The sequence below is a fragment of the Haliscomenobacter sp. genome, from assembly GCF_965225875.1.
Lineage (GTDB): Bacteria > Bacteroidota > Bacteroidia > Chitinophagales > Saprospiraceae > Haliscomenobacter.
Map to the genome: position 1 here is coordinate 2022814 of NZ_CBDDBS010000002.1, position 21355 is coordinate 2044168.

At 46.6% G+C, this 21355-nt stretch carries 21 protein-coding genes; 13 read left to right on the forward strand and 8 right to left on the reverse strand.

The genetic code is table 11. The annotated features are described in order from the left end of the window. Nucleotides 1-43: 43 nt before the first annotated feature. Together ACO08K_RS10750 and ACO08K_RS10755 are read left to right on the forward strand one after the other, a co-directional pair. Nucleotides 44-859 (forward strand): Nif3-like dinuclear metal center hexameric protein, encoded by an 816-nt coding sequence (locus ACO08K_RS10750; RefSeq protein WP_421796394.1) that lies wholly within the window; start codon nucleotides 44-46, stop codon nucleotides 857-859. 12 nt (nucleotides 860-871) lie between these two features. Next, a complete protein-coding gene (locus tag ACO08K_RS10755; RefSeq protein ID WP_421796395.1) occupies nucleotides 872-1642 on the forward strand; it encodes a zinc ribbon domain-containing protein in 771 nt (256 codons plus the stop codon). Nucleotides 1643-1829: 187 nt separating this feature from the next. Here ACO08K_RS10755 and ACO08K_RS10760 read toward each other — a convergent pair whose 3' ends face one another. After that, nucleotides 1830-3131, reverse strand: coding sequence for an aminopeptidase P N-terminal domain-containing protein (locus tag ACO08K_RS10760; protein ID WP_421796396.1), 1302 nt, complete (start codon nucleotides 3129-3131; stop codon nucleotides 1830-1832). Between the two features lie 143 nt (nucleotides 3132-3274). Then, nucleotides 3275-4018, reverse strand: coding sequence for a glycosyltransferase family 2 protein (locus ACO08K_RS10765; protein WP_421796397.1), 744 nt, complete (start codon nucleotides 4016-4018; stop codon nucleotides 3275-3277). A 121-nt stretch (nucleotides 4019-4139) separates the two neighbouring features. On the opposite strand from ACO08K_RS10765, the gene ACO08K_RS10770 reads away from it, so the two are divergent. The 5 genes from ACO08K_RS10770 to ybeY all read left to right on the forward strand — a co-directional run bounded on the left by ACO08K_RS10770 (nucleotide 4140) and on the right by ybeY (nucleotide 8848). Continuing rightward, complete coding sequence (locus tag ACO08K_RS10770; protein ID WP_421796398.1) at nucleotides 4140-4691, forward strand: acyl-CoA thioesterase; 552 nt, start codon at nucleotides 4140-4142, stop codon at nucleotides 4689-4691. A 175-nt stretch (nucleotides 4692-4866) separates the two neighbouring features. Then, on the forward strand, nucleotides 4867-6210 hold the full coding sequence (locus tag ACO08K_RS10775) for an APC family permease (protein ID WP_421796399.1): 1344 nt from the start codon (nucleotides 4867-4869) through the stop codon (nucleotides 6208-6210). 248 nt (nucleotides 6211-6458) lie between these two features. Further along, nucleotides 6459-7619, forward strand: a complete 1161-nt coding sequence (locus ACO08K_RS10780) for a trans-sulfuration enzyme family protein (RefSeq protein WP_421796400.1) — start codon at nucleotides 6459-6461, stop codon at nucleotides 7617-7619. A gap of 336 nt (nucleotides 7620-7955) precedes the next feature. Then, nucleotides 7956-8360, forward strand: coding sequence for an ATP-binding protein (locus ACO08K_RS10785; protein ID WP_421796401.1), 405 nt, complete (start codon nucleotides 7956-7958; stop codon nucleotides 8358-8360). A gap of 17 nt (nucleotides 8361-8377) precedes the next feature. Further along, nucleotides 8378-8848, forward strand: a complete 471-nt coding sequence (ybeY, locus tag ACO08K_RS10790; RefSeq protein WP_421796402.1) for an rRNA maturation RNase YbeY — start codon at nucleotides 8378-8380, stop codon at nucleotides 8846-8848. 53 nt (nucleotides 8849-8901) lie between these two features. Here the strand turns inward: ybeY and ACO08K_RS10795 are convergent, their stop codons facing one another. From ACO08K_RS10795 to cysQ, 3 genes are all read right to left on the reverse strand, one after another. After that, complete coding sequence (locus ACO08K_RS10795) at nucleotides 8902-9525, reverse strand: hypothetical protein (protein WP_421796403.1); 624 nt, start codon at nucleotides 9523-9525, stop codon at nucleotides 8902-8904. Between the two features lie 70 nt (nucleotides 9526-9595). Next, complete coding sequence (locus ACO08K_RS10800; RefSeq protein WP_421796404.1) at nucleotides 9596-10186, reverse strand: Crp/Fnr family transcriptional regulator; 591 nt, start codon at nucleotides 10184-10186, stop codon at nucleotides 9596-9598. Between the two features lie 32 nt (nucleotides 10187-10218). Next, the gene (gene cysQ, locus ACO08K_RS10805) at nucleotides 10219-11001 is read right to left on the reverse strand and encodes a 3'(2'),5'-bisphosphate nucleotidase CysQ (protein WP_421796405.1); all 783 of its coding nucleotides are present in this window, start codon (nucleotides 10999-11001) and stop codon (nucleotides 10219-10221) included. A gap of 35 nt (nucleotides 11002-11036) precedes the next feature. Here cysQ and galE point away from each other — a divergent pair, with 35 nt between their 5' ends. Together galE and ACO08K_RS10815 are read left to right on the forward strand one after the other, a co-directional pair. Further along, the gene (galE, locus tag ACO08K_RS10810; protein ID WP_421796406.1) at nucleotides 11037-12047 is read left to right on the forward strand and encodes a UDP-glucose 4-epimerase GalE; all 1011 of its coding nucleotides are present in this window, start codon (nucleotides 11037-11039) and stop codon (nucleotides 12045-12047) included. A gap of 313 nt (nucleotides 12048-12360) precedes the next feature. Beyond that, nucleotides 12361-13710, forward strand: a complete 1350-nt coding sequence (locus tag ACO08K_RS10815) for a vanadium-dependent haloperoxidase (protein ID WP_421796407.1) — start codon at nucleotides 12361-12363, stop codon at nucleotides 13708-13710. Nucleotides 13711-13792: 82 nt separating this feature from the next. Here ACO08K_RS10815 and ACO08K_RS10820 read toward each other — a convergent pair whose 3' ends face one another. Next, nucleotides 13793-14692, reverse strand: a complete 900-nt coding sequence (locus tag ACO08K_RS10820) for an alpha/beta fold hydrolase (protein WP_421796408.1) — start codon at nucleotides 14690-14692, stop codon at nucleotides 13793-13795. Nucleotides 14693-14747: 55 nt separating this feature from the next. After that, nucleotides 14748-15305: a TetR/AcrR family transcriptional regulator gene (locus ACO08K_RS10825; protein ID WP_421796409.1), complete on the reverse strand. Its 558-nt coding sequence runs from the start codon at nucleotides 15303-15305 to the stop codon at nucleotides 14748-14750. Nucleotides 15306-15472: 167 nt separating this feature from the next. On the opposite strand from ACO08K_RS10825, the gene ACO08K_RS10830 reads away from it, so the two are divergent. Further along, a complete protein-coding gene (locus ACO08K_RS10830) occupies nucleotides 15473-16213 on the forward strand; it encodes a DUF4197 domain-containing protein (protein WP_421796410.1) in 741 nt (246 codons plus the stop codon). An 81-nt stretch (nucleotides 16214-16294) separates the two neighbouring features. Here the strand turns inward: ACO08K_RS10830 and ACO08K_RS10835 are convergent, their stop codons facing one another. Continuing rightward, nucleotides 16295-17356 (reverse strand): alpha/beta hydrolase, encoded by a 1062-nt coding sequence (locus ACO08K_RS10835; protein ID WP_421796411.1) that lies wholly within the window; start codon nucleotides 17354-17356, stop codon nucleotides 16295-16297. 356 nt (nucleotides 17357-17712) lie between these two features. On the opposite strand from ACO08K_RS10835, the gene radA reads away from it, so the two are divergent. The 3 genes from radA (at nucleotide 17713) to asnS (ending at nucleotide 21047) form a co-directional block, all read left to right on the forward strand. Further along, entirely contained in the window at nucleotides 17713-19092 is a 1380-nt protein-coding gene (gene radA, locus ACO08K_RS10840; RefSeq protein WP_421796412.1) for a DNA repair protein RadA, read from the forward strand. Between the two features lie 24 nt (nucleotides 19093-19116). Continuing rightward, a complete protein-coding gene (locus tag ACO08K_RS10845) occupies nucleotides 19117-19509 on the forward strand; it encodes a thiol-disulfide oxidoreductase DCC family protein (protein WP_421796413.1) in 393 nt (130 codons plus the stop codon). Nucleotides 19510-19613: 104 nt separating this feature from the next. Then, nucleotides 19614-21047, forward strand: coding sequence for an asparagine--tRNA ligase (gene asnS, locus ACO08K_RS10850; protein WP_421796414.1), 1434 nt, complete (start codon nucleotides 19614-19616; stop codon nucleotides 21045-21047). Nucleotides 21048-21355: the final 308 nt, after the last annotated feature.

Sequence of the window (21355 nt, forward strand, 5' to 3'; positions counted from 1 at the left end):
TGTAGAATAGCGGTTGAAACTTCTAAATGCTAGTTTTTAAGATATGCCCACAACCATTTCCGAACTTACCACCTACCTCGAAAGCATCGCACCTTCCCACTACCAGGAAGACTACGACAATTCTGGCCTTCTCGTGGGTGACCCCAATGCAGAAATCAGCGGGGTAATGATCGCCCTGGACGCTACCGAAGCCGTAATCGATGAAGCCGTGGCCAAGGGCTGTAACCTACTGGTGGCCCACCACCCGATTATTTTTCGGGGCCTGAAACGCCTGACTGGTCGCAATTACGTGGAACGTGTAGTGATCAAAGCCATCCGTGAAGGTGTAGCCCTGTACGCCATCCACACCAACCTCGACAACGTATACCGCAATGGGGTGAATGGTAAAATTGCCGAAAAACTGGGCTTGCAAAACACCCGCATCCTGTCCGCAAAACCTTTGCTGAAGAATGGCTTACCTGCTCCGGACCCCGAAGTGGGCTCGGGCATGATTGGTACTTTACCCCAAAGCATGAGTGAAATCGATTTTCTGCAGCACCTCAAAAGCAGCATGCAGGTCGGTTGCATCAAATACACCCCCTTGCGCAACCGCGAGGTACGTACCATAGCCGTTTGTGGCGGTTCAGGAGGCTTTCTGTTGCCCAAAGCCGTTGCCGCTGGTGCCGACGTTTTTGTGACCGCCGATTACAAATACCACGAGTTTTTTGACGCCGATGGCCAAATTGTCATTGCCGATATCGGACACTATGAAAGTGAGCAATTTACCATCGAATTATTACACGAGATTATTTCAAAAAAATATAGTAACTTTGCGCGCTATTGCACGAGCGTGAAGACCAATCCCGTTCATTATTATTAACAACAACCAAACATGGCTAACGAAATTACTGTAGCGGAAAAGCTCAAAACGCTGTATCAGCTCCAACTCATCGATGCTCAAATTGGTGAAATTGAGGTATTGAAGGGCGAATTGCCCATGGAAGTTAGTGACCTGGAGGATGATATTGTCGGTTTGGAGACCCGTCTGGAAAAAACGGTAAGCAGCGTCAAGGAATTACAAGCCATTGTAGCTCGCTTCGCGACCAACATCAAAGAGGCAGAAGCCTTGAAGGTCAAATACAAAACGCAACTCGACAACGTTAAGAACAACCGCGAATACGAAGCATTGACCAAGGAATTGGAAATGCAGGACCTCGATATCCAATTGGCTGAAAAGCGCATCAAGCAGGCCAGAATAGATGTGGCCAAGCAAGAAGAAAGCCAGGCCAATACGGAAGAACGTTTGGCTAAAAAGAAAAAAGATCTGGAAGCCAAGCAGATAGAATTGAATGAAATCATTTCCAAAACGGAGAACGAAGAACGTGCCCTGCGCGCTGAATCGGATGCTGCTCGCGAGCACATCGAGGAGCGTTTGATCAAGGCTTATGATAAAATCCGTACATCTTATCGCAACGGTTTGGCTGTGGTTACCATCCAGCGTGACTCTTGTGGAGGTTGCTTCAACAAGATTCCACCACAAGTCCAGTTGGAGATTTCGATGCGTAAAAAGATCATTGCTTGTGAGCACTGCGGTCGTATCCTCGTGGATGACTACATCCTGACTGGAGACAAAATCGCTGAGCACCAGGCTGAGTTTGGATAGGCTTTTTGAAGCCTTATAAAAATGGGAAGAGGGATACAAATTTGCTTTGTATCCCTCTTCTTTGTATTACTACTTAGGTGAATCCTTAAGTGCCTTCGGTTTCTTAGGTGGTGAAAATATATCCTGCTCCGCAGGGTTTTTTCTTTCCACCACCTAAGAAACCGAAGGCACTTAAGAATCCTAAGAATTACTCCGAGATCATCACCGACATCAACTCCTCAATCTCCTCTGCCTCCACCGGAATACCGGCCATCAAATCCAACGGCCCATTCTCCGTAACTAGAATATCATTTTCAATCCGAACTCCCAATTTTTCATCGCGGATGTAAATGCCCGGCTCACAGGTGAAGACCATTCCTTCCTGAATCGGCACATAACGGTCGGCCAGATCGTGCACATCCATCCCCAAGTGGTGAGAAGTACCATGCATAAAGAACTGCTTGTACAGTGGCAACTCTGGGTTCTGCTGGTCAATTTCTTTGCGACTCAATAATTTGAGATCGATTAGGGCGCTTTCCATCATTTTGACCACCTCCTTGCTGTATTCCTCCAGAGTAGTGCCAGGCACGAGTAGTTGCTGTGCCTCCCGCATAATCTGCAATACCGCATCGTATACACTGCGCTGGCGTTTGCTGAATTGGCCGCTCACCGGGATGGTCCGAGTGAGGTCGGAGGCGTAATGCCCATATTCGGCTCCAAAATCCATCAGGAGGACATCACCAGCCTTACACTGCTGGTTGTTGTGGGTATAGTGCAACACACAACTATTGGCTCCCGAAGCGATAATGGGATCATAGGCGTGCCCGGATGCGCGATTGCGGATGAACTCGTGGGTGATTTCGGCTTCGATTTCGTATTCCATTACCCCAGGCCGCACAAACTCAAGCACCCGTTTGAAAGCTTTACCCGTAATCCCGATGGCCTGTTGAATCAATTCCACCTCAGCCTCCTGTTTGTTCATCATCAATTTTTTGAGGATGGGCTGGGCACGGTGGTACTTGTGCGCAGGGTAACGCTCCATGACGTCGCGGGCCATGCGCATGTTGCGCGTAGGCAATTCGGGGATAAAACGGTCGTGCTCCTCGGTGTTGATGTAAATGCGCTTGGATAGCAGGATCAACTCGTGCAAAATGGGGGCCATTTCATCCAACCAATACACTTTTTGAATGCCGGAAACTTCGCGGGCTTTTTCTTTGCTGTATTTCTCACCTTCCCAAATGGCAATGTAATCGCTGGTGCGTTTCACAAATGCCACTTCCTGAAACCCCTCCTTAATACAATCCGGAAACAAGACCACCACGGTTTCTTCCTGATCCAATCCACTGAGGTAAAACAAGCCCGAATTCTGTCGAAAGGGGAAAAAGGTATCTCCGCTGCGTGGCATCAAGTCGTTGGAATAAAAGATTGCCAAGGATTCAGGCTGCATTTTGCGCATGAAACGCTTGCGGTTGTTGACAAAAAAGTCCGGGTTGATCGGATCGTATTTCATGGTCGCTTTCCTTTTAAACAAGCCCTAAATTATAAAAGATATTGGATTGCGAGCAAAGGAATTGGGGCTTTTGCTGGAAAAGCGATGATTTTTTACTTCAGCTCCGCTGAAAGCAAACAAAAGGAATAAATACCAGCACTGAATTATTTCCGGTACATCTTGAGTTTAAGGATACCCACACGGCTCAAAAAATGCCCAATCGACACCCGCAACACCCCTAAACCGTACTTCATACTCCGTCGGAAATTGATCGAAGACGCTTCTTCGAAGTACTTGGTAGGGCAGGTCACTTCGGCAATGTCAAAACCTGCGTAGACAATTTGAGAAAGCATTTCATTGTCAAAAACGAAGTCGTCCGAGTTTTGATTAAAATTAATGCCTTCCAGAACCTGGCGACTGAAGGCGCGATAACCCGTGTGGTATTCGGAGAGTTTGTAGTTGATGAGCAGGTTTTGGAAAAAAGTCAAAAAGCGGTTGGCAATGTATTTGTACATCGGCATCCCCCCCTTGAGGGCGCCCATGCCCAGGATGCGTGAGCCCAACACCACCGGGTACAACTCTTCTCCAATGATGTTGACCATCGAAGGGATCAACAGGGGCGTGTATTGATAATCCGGGTGCAGCATGATCACAATATCGCCACCCAATTCCAGGGCCTTGTTGTACAGGCTTTTTTGATTGCCTCCGTAACCCTTGTTTTTTTCGTGTTTGATCACGTGATGGATGCCAATGCTGCGGGCCAGGTCGGCGGTATTGTCTTTACTGGCATCGTCGCAAAGAATGACCTCGTCTACCAGGTCAAATGGGATTTCCTGATAGGTTTTTTGCAGGGTGCGGGCGGCGTTGTAAGCCGGCAGAACGACGATGACTTTTTTGCCTTTGTACATGCTTGCTTGGATTTCGGGGGCGAAGATAGATAAAGGTTTGGGGCTTTCAAAAAGAGTAGATTAATCATATGTTACCAATCAGCGACAAAAGCACTTACCTTTAGGGCATAAATTACCACCTATGCAGGCCAAACCCGTTTCCCTCTCCCGCACCACCATCACCGAACTGATGATTCCCGCTTACGCCAATTTCGGCGGCAAAATCCACGGCGGCATTCTGCTTTCCCTTATGGACAAGGTAGCTTACGCCTGCGCGGCCAAACACGCTGGCGCTTACGTCGTCACGGTATCCGTGGATGGGGTGAATTTCCGGGAGCCCGTTTCGGTTGGGGAACTGGTGTCACTACACGCCTCGGTCAACTATGTAGGGCGCACTTCTCTGGTGGTAGGCATTCGGGTGGAATCGGAGAATGTGATCACGGGTGAAAAAAAGCACACCAATACTTCGTATTTCACCATGGTGGCCAAAGATGTTGAAGGAAAGCTGTGTATGGTGCCACCCTTGGCTTTGGAAAACGACGAAGACATCCGTCGCTGCCTGGAATCCATCAAACGCAAGCGACTCAAGGAAGCCTTTAGTGATGAGTTTGACAATGAAAAAAACCGTCTGGATTTGGAGGACAATTTGCATTTGTTGAAGAAGGAACGGGTGGAGCTACCGATAAAAGGTTGAGAAGTTGAGGGGTTGAGAAGTTGAGGCTGCCGCAGTGACTTAGACGCAATCCTGCTCAAGTCGCTGCGGCAGCCTCAACTTCTCAACCCCTCAACTTCTCAACCCAATTAGATTTATCCGTAAAAAGCATCAAATATTACCAGAAAATTCGTAGTCTAGGGCGCAAAATCGCCGTATGTCTGAAAACCACGCCGCCAAAAGCCACCAACTGGGCTTTTCCACCATTACCCTCATCACCGTTAGCCTCATCATAGGGCTGGGAATCTTTAAAACGCCCGCCATCATTGCTGCCAATGCGGGTACCCAAACCATCTTTTTTGCCGCCTGGATCATCGGAGGCATCACTGCCCTTTGTGGGGCTTTGACCTACGCCGAAATTGGGGCGAGGTACCCGGTCATGGGTGGATTTTATCAGATTTTCAACTATGGCTATCACCCCGTGGTAGGCTTTACCGTCAACATCCTGGTCTTGATTGTGAATGCGGCCAATCTGGGCGTCGTGGCCCTGATCGGCGCGGATTATTTGAGCGATCTGGTATTTGGACACCCCTCAGGCGTGTTGTTCAATACGGCGATGGCAACCATTGCCGTGGGACTGTTTTATGGCGTGAATTTGTTGGGCTTAAAAACCAGCGCCCAAACCCAGAATTTTATGACCGTGTTGAAAATTGGTTTGATCCTCATTCTGATTTCAACCCTGTTCGCTGGAGTAGTTGTCGAACCACACGGTTATGAAAACCAACCCGTGCAGACTTTTACGGGTAATAATACGGTACTGCTTCTACTCTTGAGCCTCATCGCAGTATCCTTTACTTATGGAGGCTACCAACAAACCCTGAACTTTGGGGCAGAAGCGAAACCCGGCCCAGCGTTGCACAAGGGCATCATTGCAGGCACCTTACTTGCCATTTTCCTCTACCTGGCCATAAATTACGCTTACGTACAAGTGATTGGTTTTGAAAAAATGAAGAACGCTACTGCGATCGGTTCCTTGTTGTTTGAGGCCTGGTTTGGCAAAGTTGGCGGCAAAGTGTTTGACCTGGCCATGTTCCTTTCCGTGCTTACTTATGTCAACATCATCCTGATGAGCAATCCCCGAGTGATGTGCGCCATGAGTGAGGATGGGGTCTTGCCCAAAATTTTCTCTCGCAGGCATCCTCGTACGGGCGCATTGGTGCCTGGGCTTACAGCTTACGCCATCCTGACCATCATCATTACCCTTATTGGCAAACAAATCGACCAAATATTGAGCTTTACCATGTTTTTGGATAGCATCGGCATGTGTACTTCTGCTGCGACTTTGTTTATTTTGCGGCGGCGGGGCGAAGGTGATGGGCGAGTGACTGGGGCTTTGGCAAAATACACGCCTTATCTGGCGGCGTTTTTTGTGCTGAGTTACGCGATGGTGGCCGTGGCGGTGGTAATCCAGAAGCCGGGAGCGGCGGGGATCGGAATGGGGCTGTTGGTTGGGCTGGGGGTTTTGTATTTTGGGGTGTTGCGGAGGCGTACCCACGTTTAAAGCCCCACGACTAAAGTCATGGGCTTGTTTTTGGGGTGGCCTCCCACGGATAAATCCGTGGGTTGGCGGAGTGCTTGGAGGAATGGAAGGCCAACACACCCACACTCACACGATCACACTCACACCCATTCTTGGTGGCCTCCCACGGATAAATCCGTGGGTTGGCGAAGTTTTTATCAAATGCATCATTAAAATATAGGTGAAGTGGGCAACCGCAAGGGATTGCCCCAACACCCACACCCATTCTCATGGAACTTTCATTTATACTCAACGAACTAGGCGAAAACCGCGCAGACTACTTCAATGCCATTGCGCCGCCCATCATCCAAACCAGTAATTTTCAGGTGCGGAAGGTGGATGAATTGCGCGATTTGTTTGCCGACGAATCGAGTGGTTATTTGTACAGTCGGGGCATCAACCCCACGGTGGATATTTTGCGGGAAAAACTGGCAGCGCTGGACCGGGCCGAAGATGCACTGGTATTCAACAGCGGCGCAGCGGCCATTTTTGCCGCAGTGTTGGCCAATATTCAGGCTGATGAGCACATCGTGAGTGTCAATAAGCCCTACACCTGGGCGCAGCGCATGTTTGACAATATTTTGCCCCGTTTCAATGTCGACACTACTTATGTCGATGGTACCCTTTTGGAAAACTTTGCTGAAGCCATCCGCCCCAATACGCGGATCATTTACCTGGAAAGCCCCAACAGCTGGAGTTATGCACTGCAAGATTTGCGGGCTGTAGCCGAGTTGGCCCGCGATCATGGCATCATCACCATTTGTGACAACAGCTACTGTACGCCCTTGTACCAGCGACCGATCGAAATGGGCATTGATCTGGCGCTGCAAAGTGCAACCAAGTACATCGGCGGGCATAGCGACACCGTAGCTGGTGTACTCAGCGGAAGCAGCGCCATGATCAAAAAAATCTTCGACAGTGAATACCTCAACATTGGGAGCGGCATCCAGCCTTTTAATGCCTGGTTGCTGATTCGGGGTTTGCGGACACTTTCGGCCCGGCTGGAGCGGGTTTCGGCTACTACGCCTAAAATTGTAGATTTCCTTAAGCACCATCCCCAAGTTGAAAAAGTGTTGTTCCCCTTTGATGTGACCTTCCCGCAATACGAATTGGCAAGGGAACAAATGAGTGGCGCCTGTGGCCTTTTGAGTTTTTACCTCTATGCCGATACACGGCAGGAGATTGTGCGGTTTTGCGAAGGTTTACACCACATCATGATGGCGGTCAGTTGGGGCGGACACGAAAGTTTGATCCTGCCGGGTTGTGCCAGTTTGTTGGATGAGGAATTCAACCCCGACAACCCCGCACATCGGGTTTTACGTTTATACGTTGGCCTGGAAGATGCTGATTATTTGATCAAAGACCTGGAGCGGGGTTTCGAAAGTATGTAAGCAAACCTGATATTTTTTTCAGTACCTCCAAAGCTTTAGAAAAAAAATTTGTGTTTTGGACAATTATTTTTTTGTTTTTTAATTGTCAGCTGTGTGACTTTTAACAAATCCATGCGTATAAAGAGCTGATTGCAAGTGGTTTCGAGTAAAAGGGAATACACAAAAAGTTTTATTCCTTGTCAATGAGTATTTTACGTTTTTGCCCTAGTAAAAGTCAGTTGCATCTTACGAAATATTCCCCTAATTTTCGTTCGCTTTTTGATCACTCAGGAATGTGTTTCAAATTAGTTTATCCCCCGAGGGTACTTTTTCAAAACACTAACCTTAATCAAAGTTATGCTGAAATTACCTTCCGATCCGCGCAGCGTCGCTAAAATTGAGTCCTTCCTGGACAAGATGGTAAACAAGTACAAAATCAACCCAGACCTTTACGGAAACATTCTGATCAGCCTTACCGAAGCGGTGAATAACGCCATTATTCACGGTAACAAGCAAGATGCCTCCAAACATGTGCAAATCCAAATGCACAAGTCGGCAGATTGTATTGCAGTAAGGGTATCAGACGAAGGTCGCGGTTTTGATTACCGTAGTTTACCCGATCCTACTCAACCGGAAAACCGCTGTAAATGTGGTGGCCGTGGAGTATTTATGATGCAGCAATTTTCGGATGGTATCCGTTATTGCGACAATGGCCGCACTGTAGAAATGCAGTTTCGCCTCAATTGTGGCAACAATCGCTAATTTTTCACCAAATTTTTATGGATGATTTTGAGCTCTACGATGATTTAGAAGAAGATGGCCCAAGTGATCCAATTTCTTTTTTTGCTGAAGAAATTGATTTCGAACCTGCCAATCCCGCTTTGTTGCGCCGATGGATTGAAAAGGTTATAACGCAGGAAAAGGCCGAGCTCAATTTTGTTAATTACATCTTTTGCGATGATACTTATCTGCTGAAGCTCAACCAGGAGTACCTTCAGCATGATACCCTCACCGATATCATTACTTTTCCGTACCACGATCCACCCGTTATTGAGGGGGACGTGTTCATCAGCATCGATCGCATTCACGAAAATGCCCATCAATTTGGGGTCACCTTTGAACAGGAACTGCACCGGGTGATCATCCATGGGGTGCTGCACCTTTGTGGGTATGGCGATAAAGATCCTTCGGATAAAGCAAAAATGACCCAGAAGGAGGATGAAGCATTACAATTGCTCAAAACCATCTAATTCACCTGCACCAAGCTCCAAGGGAGACGGATGCAAGTGAATTAGATTATTGGTTAAAGAATGGTGGGTGCATGTTCCAATTTGCCCTTAACGTAGAAATATGCCTTCTCTTCGTTTTTCATAAAAGGTATTTCCTTCCCGTCTTTTAGCTTGTACAAAAACACCGTTTCCTCCAGCAAACCTTCCTCGTATTTGTAGGTTTGATCAATCCTGATGTGATCATAGGGCGCGAATGAACTCATCCCCTCCACTTCAAAATCCAGGGTCTGTTTTCTAAACTCTCGATCACTAAATCCTTTACCTTTTCCCAAGGATGAAAAAAGATTGACCGCTAGTTTTGATCCCGCAAGTGCATAGTTGATTTCAAAATACATCGTTTGGGAACGCGCTCCAGCTTTGCCGTCATACTCAGGGTGTAGCCGATGCAAACTTTTGATGGATTTCCACTGTTGCTGGTAGCGCTTTTGCGTGACGTTAAAAACATAATCATACGTCTCGTCACGTTTCCAGTTGCCATCGGTATAGCGATAAGCATTGCTGATGCCATTCCAAATGATGGTGTAGGTGTCTTCAAACTGTGGATCAGTGCTGAGGGGAACAATGGCCTTTTCTGGGCTTGAACAAGCGCAAAAAAAGACTAAAGAAACAACAGCCAGGTGAAATTTAAGCTTTTTCATTGTTTGGATTGTGTTGATGAATGAATAGCACAAATTTCAGCCCTGGCAAAAACAATCCAATTGACCTATGTTACAATCGTTCAGAGTGAGCGATTTTTTTTCGAATGCGGCTCAAACTTTCCCGCTCAATGCCCAAATAGGAAGCCAAATGATAGAGTGGGATTCTTTCCAAATAGCTGGGGTATTCGGTGATCAGCTGTAAATACCGTTCTTCTGCCTCCATGAATAAAAAAGATTCAACCCGGGTAATCGTCTCTCGGTAAGCTCTTTCCGCAATCAACCTGCCAAATCTTTCCCAGTTGTGGGAATGGTCATAGGCACTTATCAAGGTAGGCAATGTAAACACAATGAGCTCCGCGGGCTCCAATGCTTCAATGTAATACTTGCTGGGTTTTTGATTGGAAAAACTATCATAGTCTACCACAAAATCGTTTTCCAAGATGAAACGAGTATTGACTTCTTTGCCGTCCGCCAGGTAATAAACCCTGAATACACCTTTGCAAACGAAACCAATGTGATGGCAGATTCTACCGGGCTCTAAAAACAACTTTGCTTTCTGGTAAGCCTGTTCGTCCAAAGAGCGGGTGAAAAATTGACAATCCGCCTCAGTTAGAAATGGGACTTGTTTTAAATAAGCAGAAAAAATCGCCAGGTTCTCCATAACAACTTACTTTAATCAAAGATAGTCAATTGTCATCCCGCGAAATGGCCATAAGCTACAAAAAACGGATTGCGTAAATCTTCTTTGTTGTACTTTAAAGGTGCATCGGTACTCTGATCAATGACCATTCCCCCTGCCTCTTCCAGAACGATTTGTGCTGCACCTGTATCCCATTCCATGGTTGGCCCCATGCGTGGGTAAACGTGCGCCTGCCCTTGGGCAATCATCAAAAACTTGAGCGAACTGCCTCGTGAAACCAACTCTGGCTGATCCAATGCATTGATGAATGCTTCGGTCTCCGGGTTCATGTGTGAACGCGAACAAACTACTTTTAAGCCCGCATCTTTTAGGCCAAAAGACAATGCCTGCAATTGTTCGACTTGGCCATCTTTTTCAAAAAACGCACCTTCGCCTTTCACTGCGTAGTACATTTCATCATAAACCGGAACGTACACTACGCCCAATTCTATGACGCCCTTGTTGATCAAGGCGATGTTGACGGTAAAGTCTCCATTGCGTTTGACAAACTCCTTGGTGCCATCCAGAGGATCAACCAACCAGGCTTTCGTGAAATGTTGGCGCTCGGTATAGGGCTGCAATTTATTTTCTTCCGAAATGATCGGGTATTGTACCGGTAGCGCTTCCAGGGCACTACAGATGATGGCATTGGCGGTGCGGTCGGCAATGGTCAGGGGAGAAGTGTCGGCTTTATGTTCGACCTGAAAGTCGGCTTCATTGGCGTAAATGTCCAGAATAGCGGCCCCGGCACGACGGGCAATTTGGGTTATTTCAGCAATGAGTTGTTTGTTCAGCATTGAATGGGTATTTTCGAGCCGCAAAACTAATACAAATGAGCAAGATTCTCGTTACAGGTGGCTGCGGCTACATCGGCAGTCATACCCTGGTTGATTTAATCGACAATGGTTTTGAGGTCATTTCTATTGATAACCTGATCAATGCATCGGAGAGTATCCTCGAAGGAGTGAAGGCGATTACCGGAAAAACGGTGCAAAATTACCCCGTTGACCTCTGTGACAAAGCGGCAACCAAAGCTGTATTTCAGGCCCATACCGACATTGCAGGTATCATTCACTTCGCCGCCCTTAAATATGTTGGCGAAAGTGTGGAACAACCGCTGCGCTATTTCCGCAACAACCTCGATAGTTTGCTCAATATCCTGGAGTGCATGTTGGAATTTGGGGTAAAAAACATCATTTTTTCTTCCTCCTGTTCCGTTTATGGCAATGCCACTGAACTGCCCGTAACCGAAAGCACGCCCTTCCAAAACGCCGAATCACCCTACGCCCGCACCAAACAAATGGGCGAGCACATCTTGCAAGACTTCTGTTTTCAGGAAAAAAATACCAACGCCGTCATCCTGCGCTACTTCAACCCGGCAGGTGCCCACGAAAGCACCTTGATTGGAGAAGCGGCTACAGCGGCTACCAACCTGGTTCCGGTAATCACCGAAACCGCGGCGGGCAAACGCGCTAGCATGACTGTATTTGGAGCAGACTACCCTACCCGCGATGGCAGTTGTGTACGCGACTACATCCACGTGATGGACCTGGCCAATGCCCACACCAAAGCCATTCAATACCTCCTGGCCAATCGGCAGGAGCGCAACTGCGAAACCTTTAACCTGGGCATTGGTGAAGGTGTAACGGTACTGGAGGCCATCAAAGCCTTTGAGGAGGTTGCTGGCCAAAAACTCAATTACATCATCGGCCCTCGTCGCGCAGGTGATGTGGTGGCGATTTATGCCAATAACAACCGGGCTACCGAACGCCTCGGCTGGCAGGCTAAACGCAACATTAGCGACATTATGCGTACGGCTTGGGAGTGGGAGCAAAAACGTTGATTTTTCAACTAGGCATAAAACGAAAAAGCCCGACTCCTTGACGGAAGCTGTTTTTTTTTCGTTTTATGCCTAATCAAATTTTTGCCCTTAAGCTCCTTTAAATCAGATATATCTTACATAAATGCTCAAAAATTTCGTGAACAACTTTTTACAATGGGCGTTTTTTATTTTTAAGAGTATTACTATCTTTTTTTACACTGTAATTAGAATGATTTTAATACATTTGTCATAATTTTCCAATTGAGCCATTCTAAGAGCGCGCTACCTACCATTCTTATCTGTCATTTCCTCATTTATTAAAGTATTTACTCCCATGAAGCAACTATTACGCATGGGTATGGCGCTGTTGATGATCGGTTTAATCACCGCCTGCGACCCTGACGACAAAGAAGTTACCTTTCTTCCTACTGCGGATGAGTACGATTCCGAGCTCGTCCAGGACTGGATGGGGCTTACCCTGCAACTCTCCAAAGAAACTGCAGGCTATACTCCACCAGTAGCCGCTCGAATGTTTGGATACGTTGGTTTGACCCTATTTGAATCTGTTCGTCCTGGAATTCCGAAGGGATTGAGTATGGCCGGGCAGGTTTCGGGCTTGGAAGCTTCTAATTTACCTCAAATTGATCCCAATCTGGAGTACCACTGGCCTTTGGTGGGCAATGCAGCTTTGGCTCAAATTGTAAAGGCCTGTTATGCCCCTGCCACGGAGCAGAATAAGTTTTTGATCGCCAGTTTGGAACAAAAGTACAATGAACGTTACCGGAATAAAATCCACGATGATATTGTCAAACGTTCTACTGAATACGGCATAGCCGTAGCCAATGCCATTGCCAATTATGCCAATAGTGATGGGCAACAATTTTGTTACCAAACCAACTTTCCAGCTAGTTACACCGTACCTACCGGGGTAAGCTTGTGGGTGCCTACGGCTCCGGCTTTCCAAAAAATACCACTCCAACCTTTTTGGGGTAAAGTGAGGACTTTTTACCCCAACAATGCCGATGTATCAATGGTGCCTCCACCACCTACTTACTCCACCGACAAAACTTCTCCCTTTTATCAGCAAGCCCTGGAAGTGTATACGACCGTTAAAAATCTGACGGTGGAACAAAAAACCATTGCTGAATACTGGAGTGATGATCCCGGAAAAACCTTTACGCCTCCCGGGCATTCCATTGCCATTACCCGGCAAGTATTGGCCAAAGAAGAAGCTAGTTTGTCGATAGCCGCTGAAGCCTTTGCCCGCGTAGGTATGGGCGTGCATGATGCTTTCGTGTCGTGCTGGAATGCTAAGTACACCTATAATTTGATGCGGCCAATCACTTATGTCAAAGCTCAAATTGATGCATCGTGGAATGCACATCTGACCACGCCTCCTTTCCCAGAGTACACCTCGGGGCATTCCACCCAGTCGGGGGCAACAGCACAGATATTGTCAGATTTATTCGGTTACAACTATGCCTTTACCGATCGAGCGCATAAAGACCGCACCGACATCGACGGTAGCCCGCGCAGTTTCAATACTTTTTTTGAATTTGCCAACGAGGCCGCAGTAAGCCGTTTGTACGGAGGGATTCATTACCGCGCAGGTAATGAACAAGGGCTATTGCAGGGCATCCGGGTAGGAAAAAACATTAGTAAATTAAAATTTAGAGACCTCTAAATTTTAGACAAAAAAGGCTGGCGCGAATGAATGCGCCAGCCACAAACCCTGCTACTCACGGCAGGTTTTCAGCATATCTTACCTACAGCATCCGCTGCAAAGCACCTAATACTTCCTTCCACAAGGAGTCCTTAAACTGAGTCCGAAACACCCCGTAGTGGTCAATTTTTCGGGTATTCCAATCTTCGGGCCGCAATACCTGAAAGCTCAAACCAGCCACACTTTTGACATGGCTCCAAAAAGCAGGTACCGAGCGCGCGTTGCTGATGGGGTCGTCCGTGGCCCAAAAAACGTGGATAGGAAAAGGCATTTGATCAAATGCGCCGATAGGGACACTTTTTCCATAAAATTGGGGGTCAAAAAAATAGTTAGGCTTACTGCACCAGGCCCGCCACTGCGTCACCACTTTACGCGGTAAATCCTCCATAATTTTAAACCTCTTGGCTGCGACATAACCTTTCAACAAAATACTAAGGGGCGTAAACAAATAAAAGAAATAATAACTCTTGAGCCGATAGTCCAATGGCATGTAGGGCAAATAGCCTACCGAGGTAGCTACCGCCACCAAACCTTTTACCTTGTGTACATTGGGCATAAATCCCACTTGTTGTCCTCCAGCACTGTGCCCCAAAATCAATTTGGGCAAATTTGGATAGCGGGCATCCAGAAAATCCAATACAGCAGGCATGTCTTTTTGCCCGTAATCCAAAAAAGAAAAGCTGCACTGCCGCATATCTGCTGGTTTTGATTCGCCAGTTCCCCGGTAATCATAGACGATGGTGGCCAGGCCCTGCTCTGCCAGGTAATTGGCCAGGGGCAAGTAAAATTCTTTTTTGAATCCAGTTCCTCCACTGAGCATGATGGCTGCTTGTACTTGAGCGGGTGCACAAAGCACGGCTGAAAGGGGAACTCCATCGGGACAGATAATGCTAAGTTTTTCAGTTTGGGCCAAAGGGCTTCGGGTCGGGATGTTTGCGGACATGGTTATGGATGTTTTATTTTATTGACCGTTCGTTAAAATTATTGTGCAAAAAAAATTAGCGACTGCCGATTCGCGCCAAAGCTTGCTTCAAATAGTTTTCATCGGCAAATAAACGGGTAAGTAGCAAGGCACCTTCAAATTCTTGCAAGGCCTGCACAGCCATTCTGGCAGCTTCATCGGCTGGATATTTTTCGCAATATATCTGGGTCAGGTAGTCGATAAAAGTGCTGAAGAATTTGCGCACGATAGGTAAAAAAGCATAATCTTTACCTACGGATTCCAGGGCAGTGTTGGCCATCAAGCATCCATTGGTGTAGCCATTAAAGTCATAAAAGCGGGCCATTTTGCTGGCCAGTTTTTGCAGTTTACCAGCCGTATCCAGTTCAGGGTTTTCAACAATCCGCTTAAGCATTTGGGTGAATTGCTCCAGCATGTAGCTCAGGATTTCCTTCATCAGGTCCTCCTTGTCTTTGAAATAGTAATAAAAGTGCGATTTGGCCATGCCCAAAGTAGCTGCCAGGTCTCCAATACTGGTATAGTGGTAGCCTTTCTCCCAAATCAGGAGCAATGATTTTTGCAGTATTTCCTCCTTACTGGTTTTGATGGTAGGCATGAGTTGAATTTACTGGCTCAATTTATTGAACAATCGTTAAAAAAGCGAGCTTTTGGACAAGTTTTCGACAAAACAGCGATTAAAGAAACGTTAAACCCCTTTATAGCTTGCTACTTTCGTGTACCGCTTACGTCAAAATAGCGTTCTTGTAACAAAAAAAATTTACCATGCGCGGACGTTACCTAGTACTGTTGCCCCTCCTAACCTGGGGTATTTTGCACAATTCAGTGGAGGCCCAATTGGGCGGTTTGGTCAACAAAGCCAAAAATGCCGTACTCGGCAAAGGTGGTGACCTTAGTGCTGACGAGGCTGGATCCGGCCTTAAAGAAGCCTTAAATGTGGGCATCGATCAGGCGGTGAGTTTCCTTTCTGCTAAAGATGGTTATTATGCCAGCCCCTATAAAATCCTGATGCCCGAGGAAGCCAAAACCATGGCCGCCAAATTGAAAGTCATCCCTGGATTTGCCAAGTTTGAGGAGGATTTATTGGAAAAAATGAACCGGGCGGCAGAAGATGCGGCAACTCAGGCCAAGCCTATCTTTGTCAACGCCATCAAACAAATGACCTTTAAGGATGCCATGAACATCCTCATGGGTGAAAAAAATGCAGCTACCCAGTACCTGCAAACCACCACCACTACCCCACTCACTGAGGCCTTTTTACCAGTGATCCAAACTTCACTAGATAAATTTAAAGCCCGGGAATATTGGGCAAGTGCTGTTACCGCCTATAACAAAATTCCATTGGTGAAAAAAATGAATCCTGAATTGGACAAATACGTCACCGAAAAGGCACTACTGGGCATGTTCCAATTGGTAGCGAAAAAAGAATTGGAGATTCGGGAAAATGTGGATTCCCGGAGCAGCGATCTGTTGAAGAAGGTATTTGCAAAGCAAGACAAGAAATAAGCGTGACGAATTTTTCGAATGACGAATGACGACTTAAGGGCGCTGCCTGGAAGTTTAGTCATTCGTCACCCGAAAAATTCGTCAGTCCTCTTGCTTTTTCATCCATTGCTCAATGGCCGAGAAAGCCTTTTCCCGAACCGGTAAAGGGGATAGAAAGATATCGTGAAGCCCTCCTGGGATTGCTTTGCTGCTCACGTTTTTGCCCAATTTCGTAGCCTTGGTTCGGATAGTGGGGGCATCAAGTACAACATCCGAGCGCATCGCTTTGGGCCCAAGCTCGCCACCCGAATAACTTTGTTCGGAAGTAAGCATAAGTACAGGGCATTCGATATTCAAGCCTTGATCAACTTTACTGTGGCCATTGATAATGGCGTTGGTCCAGGATTGATAAAAGGGGAAACCGGTACGTGGCCGCCACGCAAAGTTGAAATCCCACTCGCCCTTTTCACTGCTATGGATGGTTTGGGTATACAAGGGACTGCCTTCACGGGGTAAAACGGCATTGTAATTAAAACGCCCCAGAAAGCCATAAAAACGCAACAGATTCATACTCAAGGCATCGGCCTTGAAGCCTAAAAAAGGGCTGTTCAGCACGATTTGATCAATGGCTTTGCGCTGATTTCCCTGGGATGCGTACAACGCGCCAGTAAGTCCGCCCGTAGAATGCCCAAATAGGAGCAAATGCTGATGACCATCCCGTTGGGTAATGCGTTGAATAGCGCTGTCCAATTCGGGGAAATATTCTTGCAAATCCCGGCAATAATTGGGCTTTTGATGAGGAAGCAAAGAGCGGCCGTATTTGCGCAGCTCCAGGGCATAAAAGTCAAAGCCCTGTTCATTGAACCATTTCGCTACATGATCGTGAAAAAAATAATCAGCCCAGCCATGGAGGTAAATGACTGCACTATCGCTGGGATGCGAAGCGGGTTTCGACAAAAGTGTAGCAAGGACCTTTCCTTCGTAATCATCAGGGAGGGTAATCGTTTCAATCCGATAGCTTTGATTGATCTGTTGATCCAAGCTGGAGAGCTGCACTGATTTTTGGTACAATAGCGGTTGTTGGCTGGGCAATCCCGAATAATAAATGAGTCCGACCAATAAACCCATTGGGAGCAAAAGCCAAAGAAGTCGACGTTTTTTCATTTCCAGTCCGTAAGATTTGAACTAAGTATGGGGCAAAAATAAAGCAGGGCGTCTTCATGGACGCCCTGAATAACCCCAAAAAACCAAATGAAAACAATCTACATATGAATGCTCTTTTTCAAGAGAATTGAAATCGAAACCCAATATTGCAAAAAAACGCAGCTATTCGCTTATTTTTCAGCTTTTAACAGCACTTTAACTTAAAAAAAATTTAGTAAAAAATGTTTACTACTTGTGTTTTACAAAAACGTTAAAACTTGAAGAAAAATATATGGAGTCCGAAGCATTTTTTTTTGAGTCACTTTTTTAGCCCTTTTCTCAATTTTATGTTTTAACTTTGATCACAAACCAACAACGTGGCTAAAGTAAAAAAAATATTCGCCTGTTCAGAATGTGGGGCCACAGCCCCTAAGTGGGTCGGAAAATGTCCGGCTTGTGGCGAATGGAATACCTACCAGGAAGAAATTATCTTTAAAGAAACTCCGCAGGAAACTGCAAAAAACGCCTGGAAACCAAAAACTGGCCCAATGGACGGCCCCAAACCCATCGCCCTCCCCGACATCAGTGCCAGCAATGTAATGCGCCTGGTTACGCCCGACAATGAGTTGAACCGGGTTTTGGGTGGCGGAATTGTACCCGGTTCTTTGATCCTGATCGGTGGCCAACCCGGCATTGGCAAATCTACCCTCCTATTGCAAGTAACTTTGCAGTTGAAAAACAAGGTTTTGTACGTTTCCGGAGAGGAAAGTGAAGAGCAAATTAAGATGCGGGCCGATCGACTCCCTCACTCACAGGATCATTGCTACATATTGACTGAAACAAATGTGAGCAAAATTATTGCCTTTGCCAGTGAATTGGAGCCCGACTTGGTCATCATCGATTCGATTCAAACCTTACAATCGCCCTACATAGAATCTACTCCAGGGAGCATTTCGCAGGTGCGCGAATGTGCCGGAGATTTGCAACGTTTTGCCAAAACCAGCCATGTCCCGGTATTCATCATTGGCCACATCACCAAAGATGGATCCATTGCCGGGCCCAAACTCCTGGAACATATTGTGGATGCAGTCTTACAATTTGAAGGCGACCAGCACTACACCTACCGCATTTTGCGCACCGTCAAAAACCGCTTTGGTTCTACCGACGAGATGGGCATTTATGAAATGCAAGCCAATGGCCTGCGTGAGGTATCGAACCCCTCGGAATTGCTGCTTTCCCAAAAGGAAGAAGACCTAAGTGGTAGCGCAGTCGCTGCAACGATGGAAGGCATGCGCCCCATGTTGATTGAAACACAGGCACTTGTCAGCAAAGCCGTGTATGGCACGCCCCAACGTTCTGCTACGGGTTTTGACTTGCGCCGTTTGAGTATGCTCCTGGCCGTATTGGAAAAAAGAGGAGGTATGCCCTTCGGGATGAATGACGTATTCCTCAACATAGCCGGTGGGATTCGGGTAGATGACCCAGCCATCGACCTGGCCATTGTAAGCGCGCTGATATCTTCACTGGAGGATGTGGCAGTGCCCAGCAACATCTGTTTTGCCGCCGAAGTTGGGTTATCTGGAGAAATCCGTGCCGTCAACCGCATCGAGCAACGCATTCAAGAAGCGGAGCGATTGGGCTTTAAAGAAATTTATTTCTCCAAATACAATTTGAAGGGCCTGGATCAAAAACGTTTTGGGATAAAATTGCGCCCAATCAGCAAGGTCGAGGAACTGTATCAAGCTTTGTTTGTTTAGTTTATGAATGATCAATAGCTTTTTATGAAACCAGTAGTTCTCTTCGACGGGGTATGTAATCTTTGCAACGGGTTTGTACAAACCCTCATCAAGATTGACCCAGCAGGTAAATTTCAGTTCGCTGCACTGCAGTCTGAGTTTGGGCAAGAGGTAATGACCAAGGCTCAATTGCCTGTCAATGAAATCAGTACGGTGATTCTTTACGACAATGGGAAAATTTTCACCCACTCAGATGTACCACTGGAAATCTGCCGACAGTTAGGCGGCGTTTGGAGCTTATTCCTGGTATTTAAACTGGTTCCACGTTTTTTGCGCAACCGCCTTTACAATTGGGTAGCCCGTAACCGCTACCGCTGGTTTGGCCAACGGGAAAGCTGTATGATTCCAACTCCGGAATTACGGCAACGCTTTTTATAATCGAAAATTGGTCGCTGAGCGAAGTCGAAGCGCCAATTTTCGATTATTCAACCATAAACTCTTCAACTTTTTCCCTATTTTCGCCCCCGTTTAAAAATAGACAAATGAGAAGGACCGAAATTGCTAAAGTATTGGCTCAACCTGTACTCAATGAATCAGTTACTGTGATGGGTTGGGTGCGGGCTTTTCGTGGCAACCGCTTCATTGCCCTCAATGATGGCAGCACCCCGCATACTTTGCAAATTGTGTTGGATGCTGAAAAAATGGATGAATCCATCCTGAAAAAGATCAAATTCCACGCCTGTTTGAGTATAACTGGCCAATTGGTCGCTTCCCAGGGAGCTGGCCAGGCGGTAGAAGTATTGGCAGAAAATGTAGAGATATTGGGCGAATGTAACCCTGAAGATGGCTACATGATGCAGCCTAAGGCTCAAACCATGGAATTTTTGCGTACCAATGCACACTTCCGCATGCGTACCAATACCTTCAGTTCGGTATTTCGTTTGCGCCATGCCGTAGCCTTTGCAGTGCACAAATTTTACAACGACCGTGGTTTTTATTATATGCACACCCCCATCATTACGGGTAGTGATGCAGAAGGTGCTGGCGAGATGTTCCACGTCACCACTCTGGATGTCAACAATCCTCCCCGTAACGAAGATGGTGCTGTTGATTTTGGCCAGGATTTTTTCGGAAAAGCGACCAACCTTACCGTTTCTGGCCAATTACAGGGAGAAATTGCAGCTCTGGCTTTGGGAAAAATTTACACTTTCGGGCCTACTTTCCGGGCTGAAAACTCCAATACGCCACGACACCTGGCTGAATTTTGGATGATTGAACCAGAAGTTGCCTTTAATGACATTTACGACAACATGGATTTGGCGGAGGAATTCACCAAGTACCTGATCAATTATTGCCTCGAAAACCACCTGGCTGACCTGGAATTGCTGGATAAACGTTTGGCGGAAGAGCAGAATGCACTACCAAAGGATAAGCGCCGGGCGATGGGCTTGATTGAGCAATTGCGTTTTGTGGTAGATAATGCTTTTGAACGTATTACTTATACCGAGGCGGTTGAGATTTTGATGAAATCCAAACCGTACAAAGAGAAAAAATTTGAATTCCCGGTCGAATGGGGGATCGATTTGCAATCTGAGCATGAGCGCTACCTCGTTGAAAAAGAGTTCAAAAAACCGGTCATTGTACGCAATTACCCCAAAGAAATCAAGGCTTTTTACATGCGTTTGAACGACGATGACAAAACCGTAGCCGCAATGGACGTTCTGTTCCCAGGTATCGGAGAGGTGATTGGTGGTTCACAACGGGAAGATCGCCACGATCTGTTGCTTGAGCGGGTGAAAGCGGTAGGTATTCCAGAAGAAGAATTGTGGTGGTACCTGCAATTGCGCCAATTTGGTGGTGCGCCACACGCAGGATTTGGCCTGGGATTTGAACGGATGGTGCAGTTCATCACCGGAATGTCCAATATTCGGGACGTAATTCCTTTTCCTCGGACGCCAGGAAATGCAGAATTTTAGAAAAAAGAGCAATTGGAAAGGGTGGCCGAAAGGTCACCTTTTGACATACCCTATTTGTAGTATTTTTTAAAAATCCATATAATTTTTCACCAAGTTTGAAATATTGTCCCTATACTTGTACCATTATGACTTTGTTATGACAATTCAACGCTTTTCGTTGAGTTATGGGCAAAAAAAAAGCCGTACTCTGATGCACGGCCTCACGCTAATAACAAATCATAATCTCATGAAAAAATAAGACGACCTAAAAATCTTTATTAGAACGAACTAATGTCAAGTTTTGTTGCCTTTAACAGCTTGATTATGGA

Excerpts from the sequence above, each read along its gene's own strand:
- ACO08K_RS10750 (WP_421796394.1), top strand. The coding sequence starts at position 44 with ATGCCCACAACCATTTCCGAACTTACCACCTACCTCGAAAGCATCGCA.
- ACO08K_RS10755 (WP_421796395.1), top strand. The coding sequence starts at position 872 with ATGGCTAACGAAATTACTGTAGCGGAAAAGCTCAAAACGCTGTATCAG.
- ACO08K_RS10760 (WP_421796396.1), bottom strand. The coding sequence starts at position 3,131 with ATGAAATACGATCCGATCAACCCGGACTTTTTTGTCAACAACCGCAAG.
- ACO08K_RS10765 (WP_421796397.1), bottom strand. The coding sequence starts at position 4,018 with ATGTACAAAGGCAAAAAAGTCATCGTCGTTCTGCCGGCTTACAACGCC.
- ACO08K_RS10770 (WP_421796398.1), top strand. The coding sequence starts at position 4,140 with ATGCAGGCCAAACCCGTTTCCCTCTCCCGCACCACCATCACCGAACTG.
- ACO08K_RS10775 (WP_421796399.1), top strand. The coding sequence starts at position 4,867 with ATGTCTGAAAACCACGCCGCCAAAAGCCACCAACTGGGCTTTTCCACC.
- ACO08K_RS10780 (WP_421796400.1), top strand. The coding sequence starts at position 6,459 with ATGGAACTTTCATTTATACTCAACGAACTAGGCGAAAACCGCGCAGAC.
- ACO08K_RS10785 (WP_421796401.1), top strand. The coding sequence starts at position 7,956 with ATGCTGAAATTACCTTCCGATCCGCGCAGCGTCGCTAAAATTGAGTCC.
- ybeY (WP_421796402.1), top strand. The coding sequence starts at position 8,378 with ATGGATGATTTTGAGCTCTACGATGATTTAGAAGAAGATGGCCCAAGT.
- ACO08K_RS10795 (WP_421796403.1), bottom strand. The coding sequence starts at position 9,525 with ATGAAAAAGCTTAAATTTCACCTGGCTGTTGTTTCTTTAGTCTTTTTT.
- ACO08K_RS10800 (WP_421796404.1), bottom strand. The coding sequence starts at position 10,186 with ATGGAGAACCTGGCGATTTTTTCTGCTTATTTAAAACAAGTCCCATTT.
- cysQ (WP_421796405.1), bottom strand. The coding sequence starts at position 11,001 with ATGCTGAACAAACAACTCATTGCTGAAATAACCCAAATTGCCCGTCGT.
- galE (WP_421796406.1), top strand. The coding sequence starts at position 11,037 with ATGAGCAAGATTCTCGTTACAGGTGGCTGCGGCTACATCGGCAGTCAT.
- ACO08K_RS10815 (WP_421796407.1), top strand. The coding sequence starts at position 12,361 with ATGAAGCAACTATTACGCATGGGTATGGCGCTGTTGATGATCGGTTTA.
- ACO08K_RS10820 (WP_421796408.1), bottom strand. The coding sequence starts at position 14,692 with ATGTCCGCAAACATCCCGACCCGAAGCCCTTTGGCCCAAACTGAAAAA.
- ACO08K_RS10825 (WP_421796409.1), bottom strand. The coding sequence starts at position 15,305 with ATGCCTACCATCAAAACCAGTAAGGAGGAAATACTGCAAAAATCATTG.
- ACO08K_RS10830 (WP_421796410.1), top strand. The coding sequence starts at position 15,473 with ATGCGCGGACGTTACCTAGTACTGTTGCCCCTCCTAACCTGGGGTATT.
- ACO08K_RS10835 (WP_421796411.1), bottom strand. The coding sequence starts at position 17,356 with ATGAAAAAACGTCGACTTCTTTGGCTTTTGCTCCCAATGGGTTTATTG.
- ACO08K_RS10845 (WP_421796413.1), top strand. The coding sequence starts at position 19,117 with ATGAAACCAGTAGTTCTCTTCGACGGGGTATGTAATCTTTGCAACGGG.
- asnS (WP_421796414.1), top strand. The coding sequence starts at position 19,614 with ATGAGAAGGACCGAAATTGCTAAAGTATTGGCTCAACCTGTACTCAAT.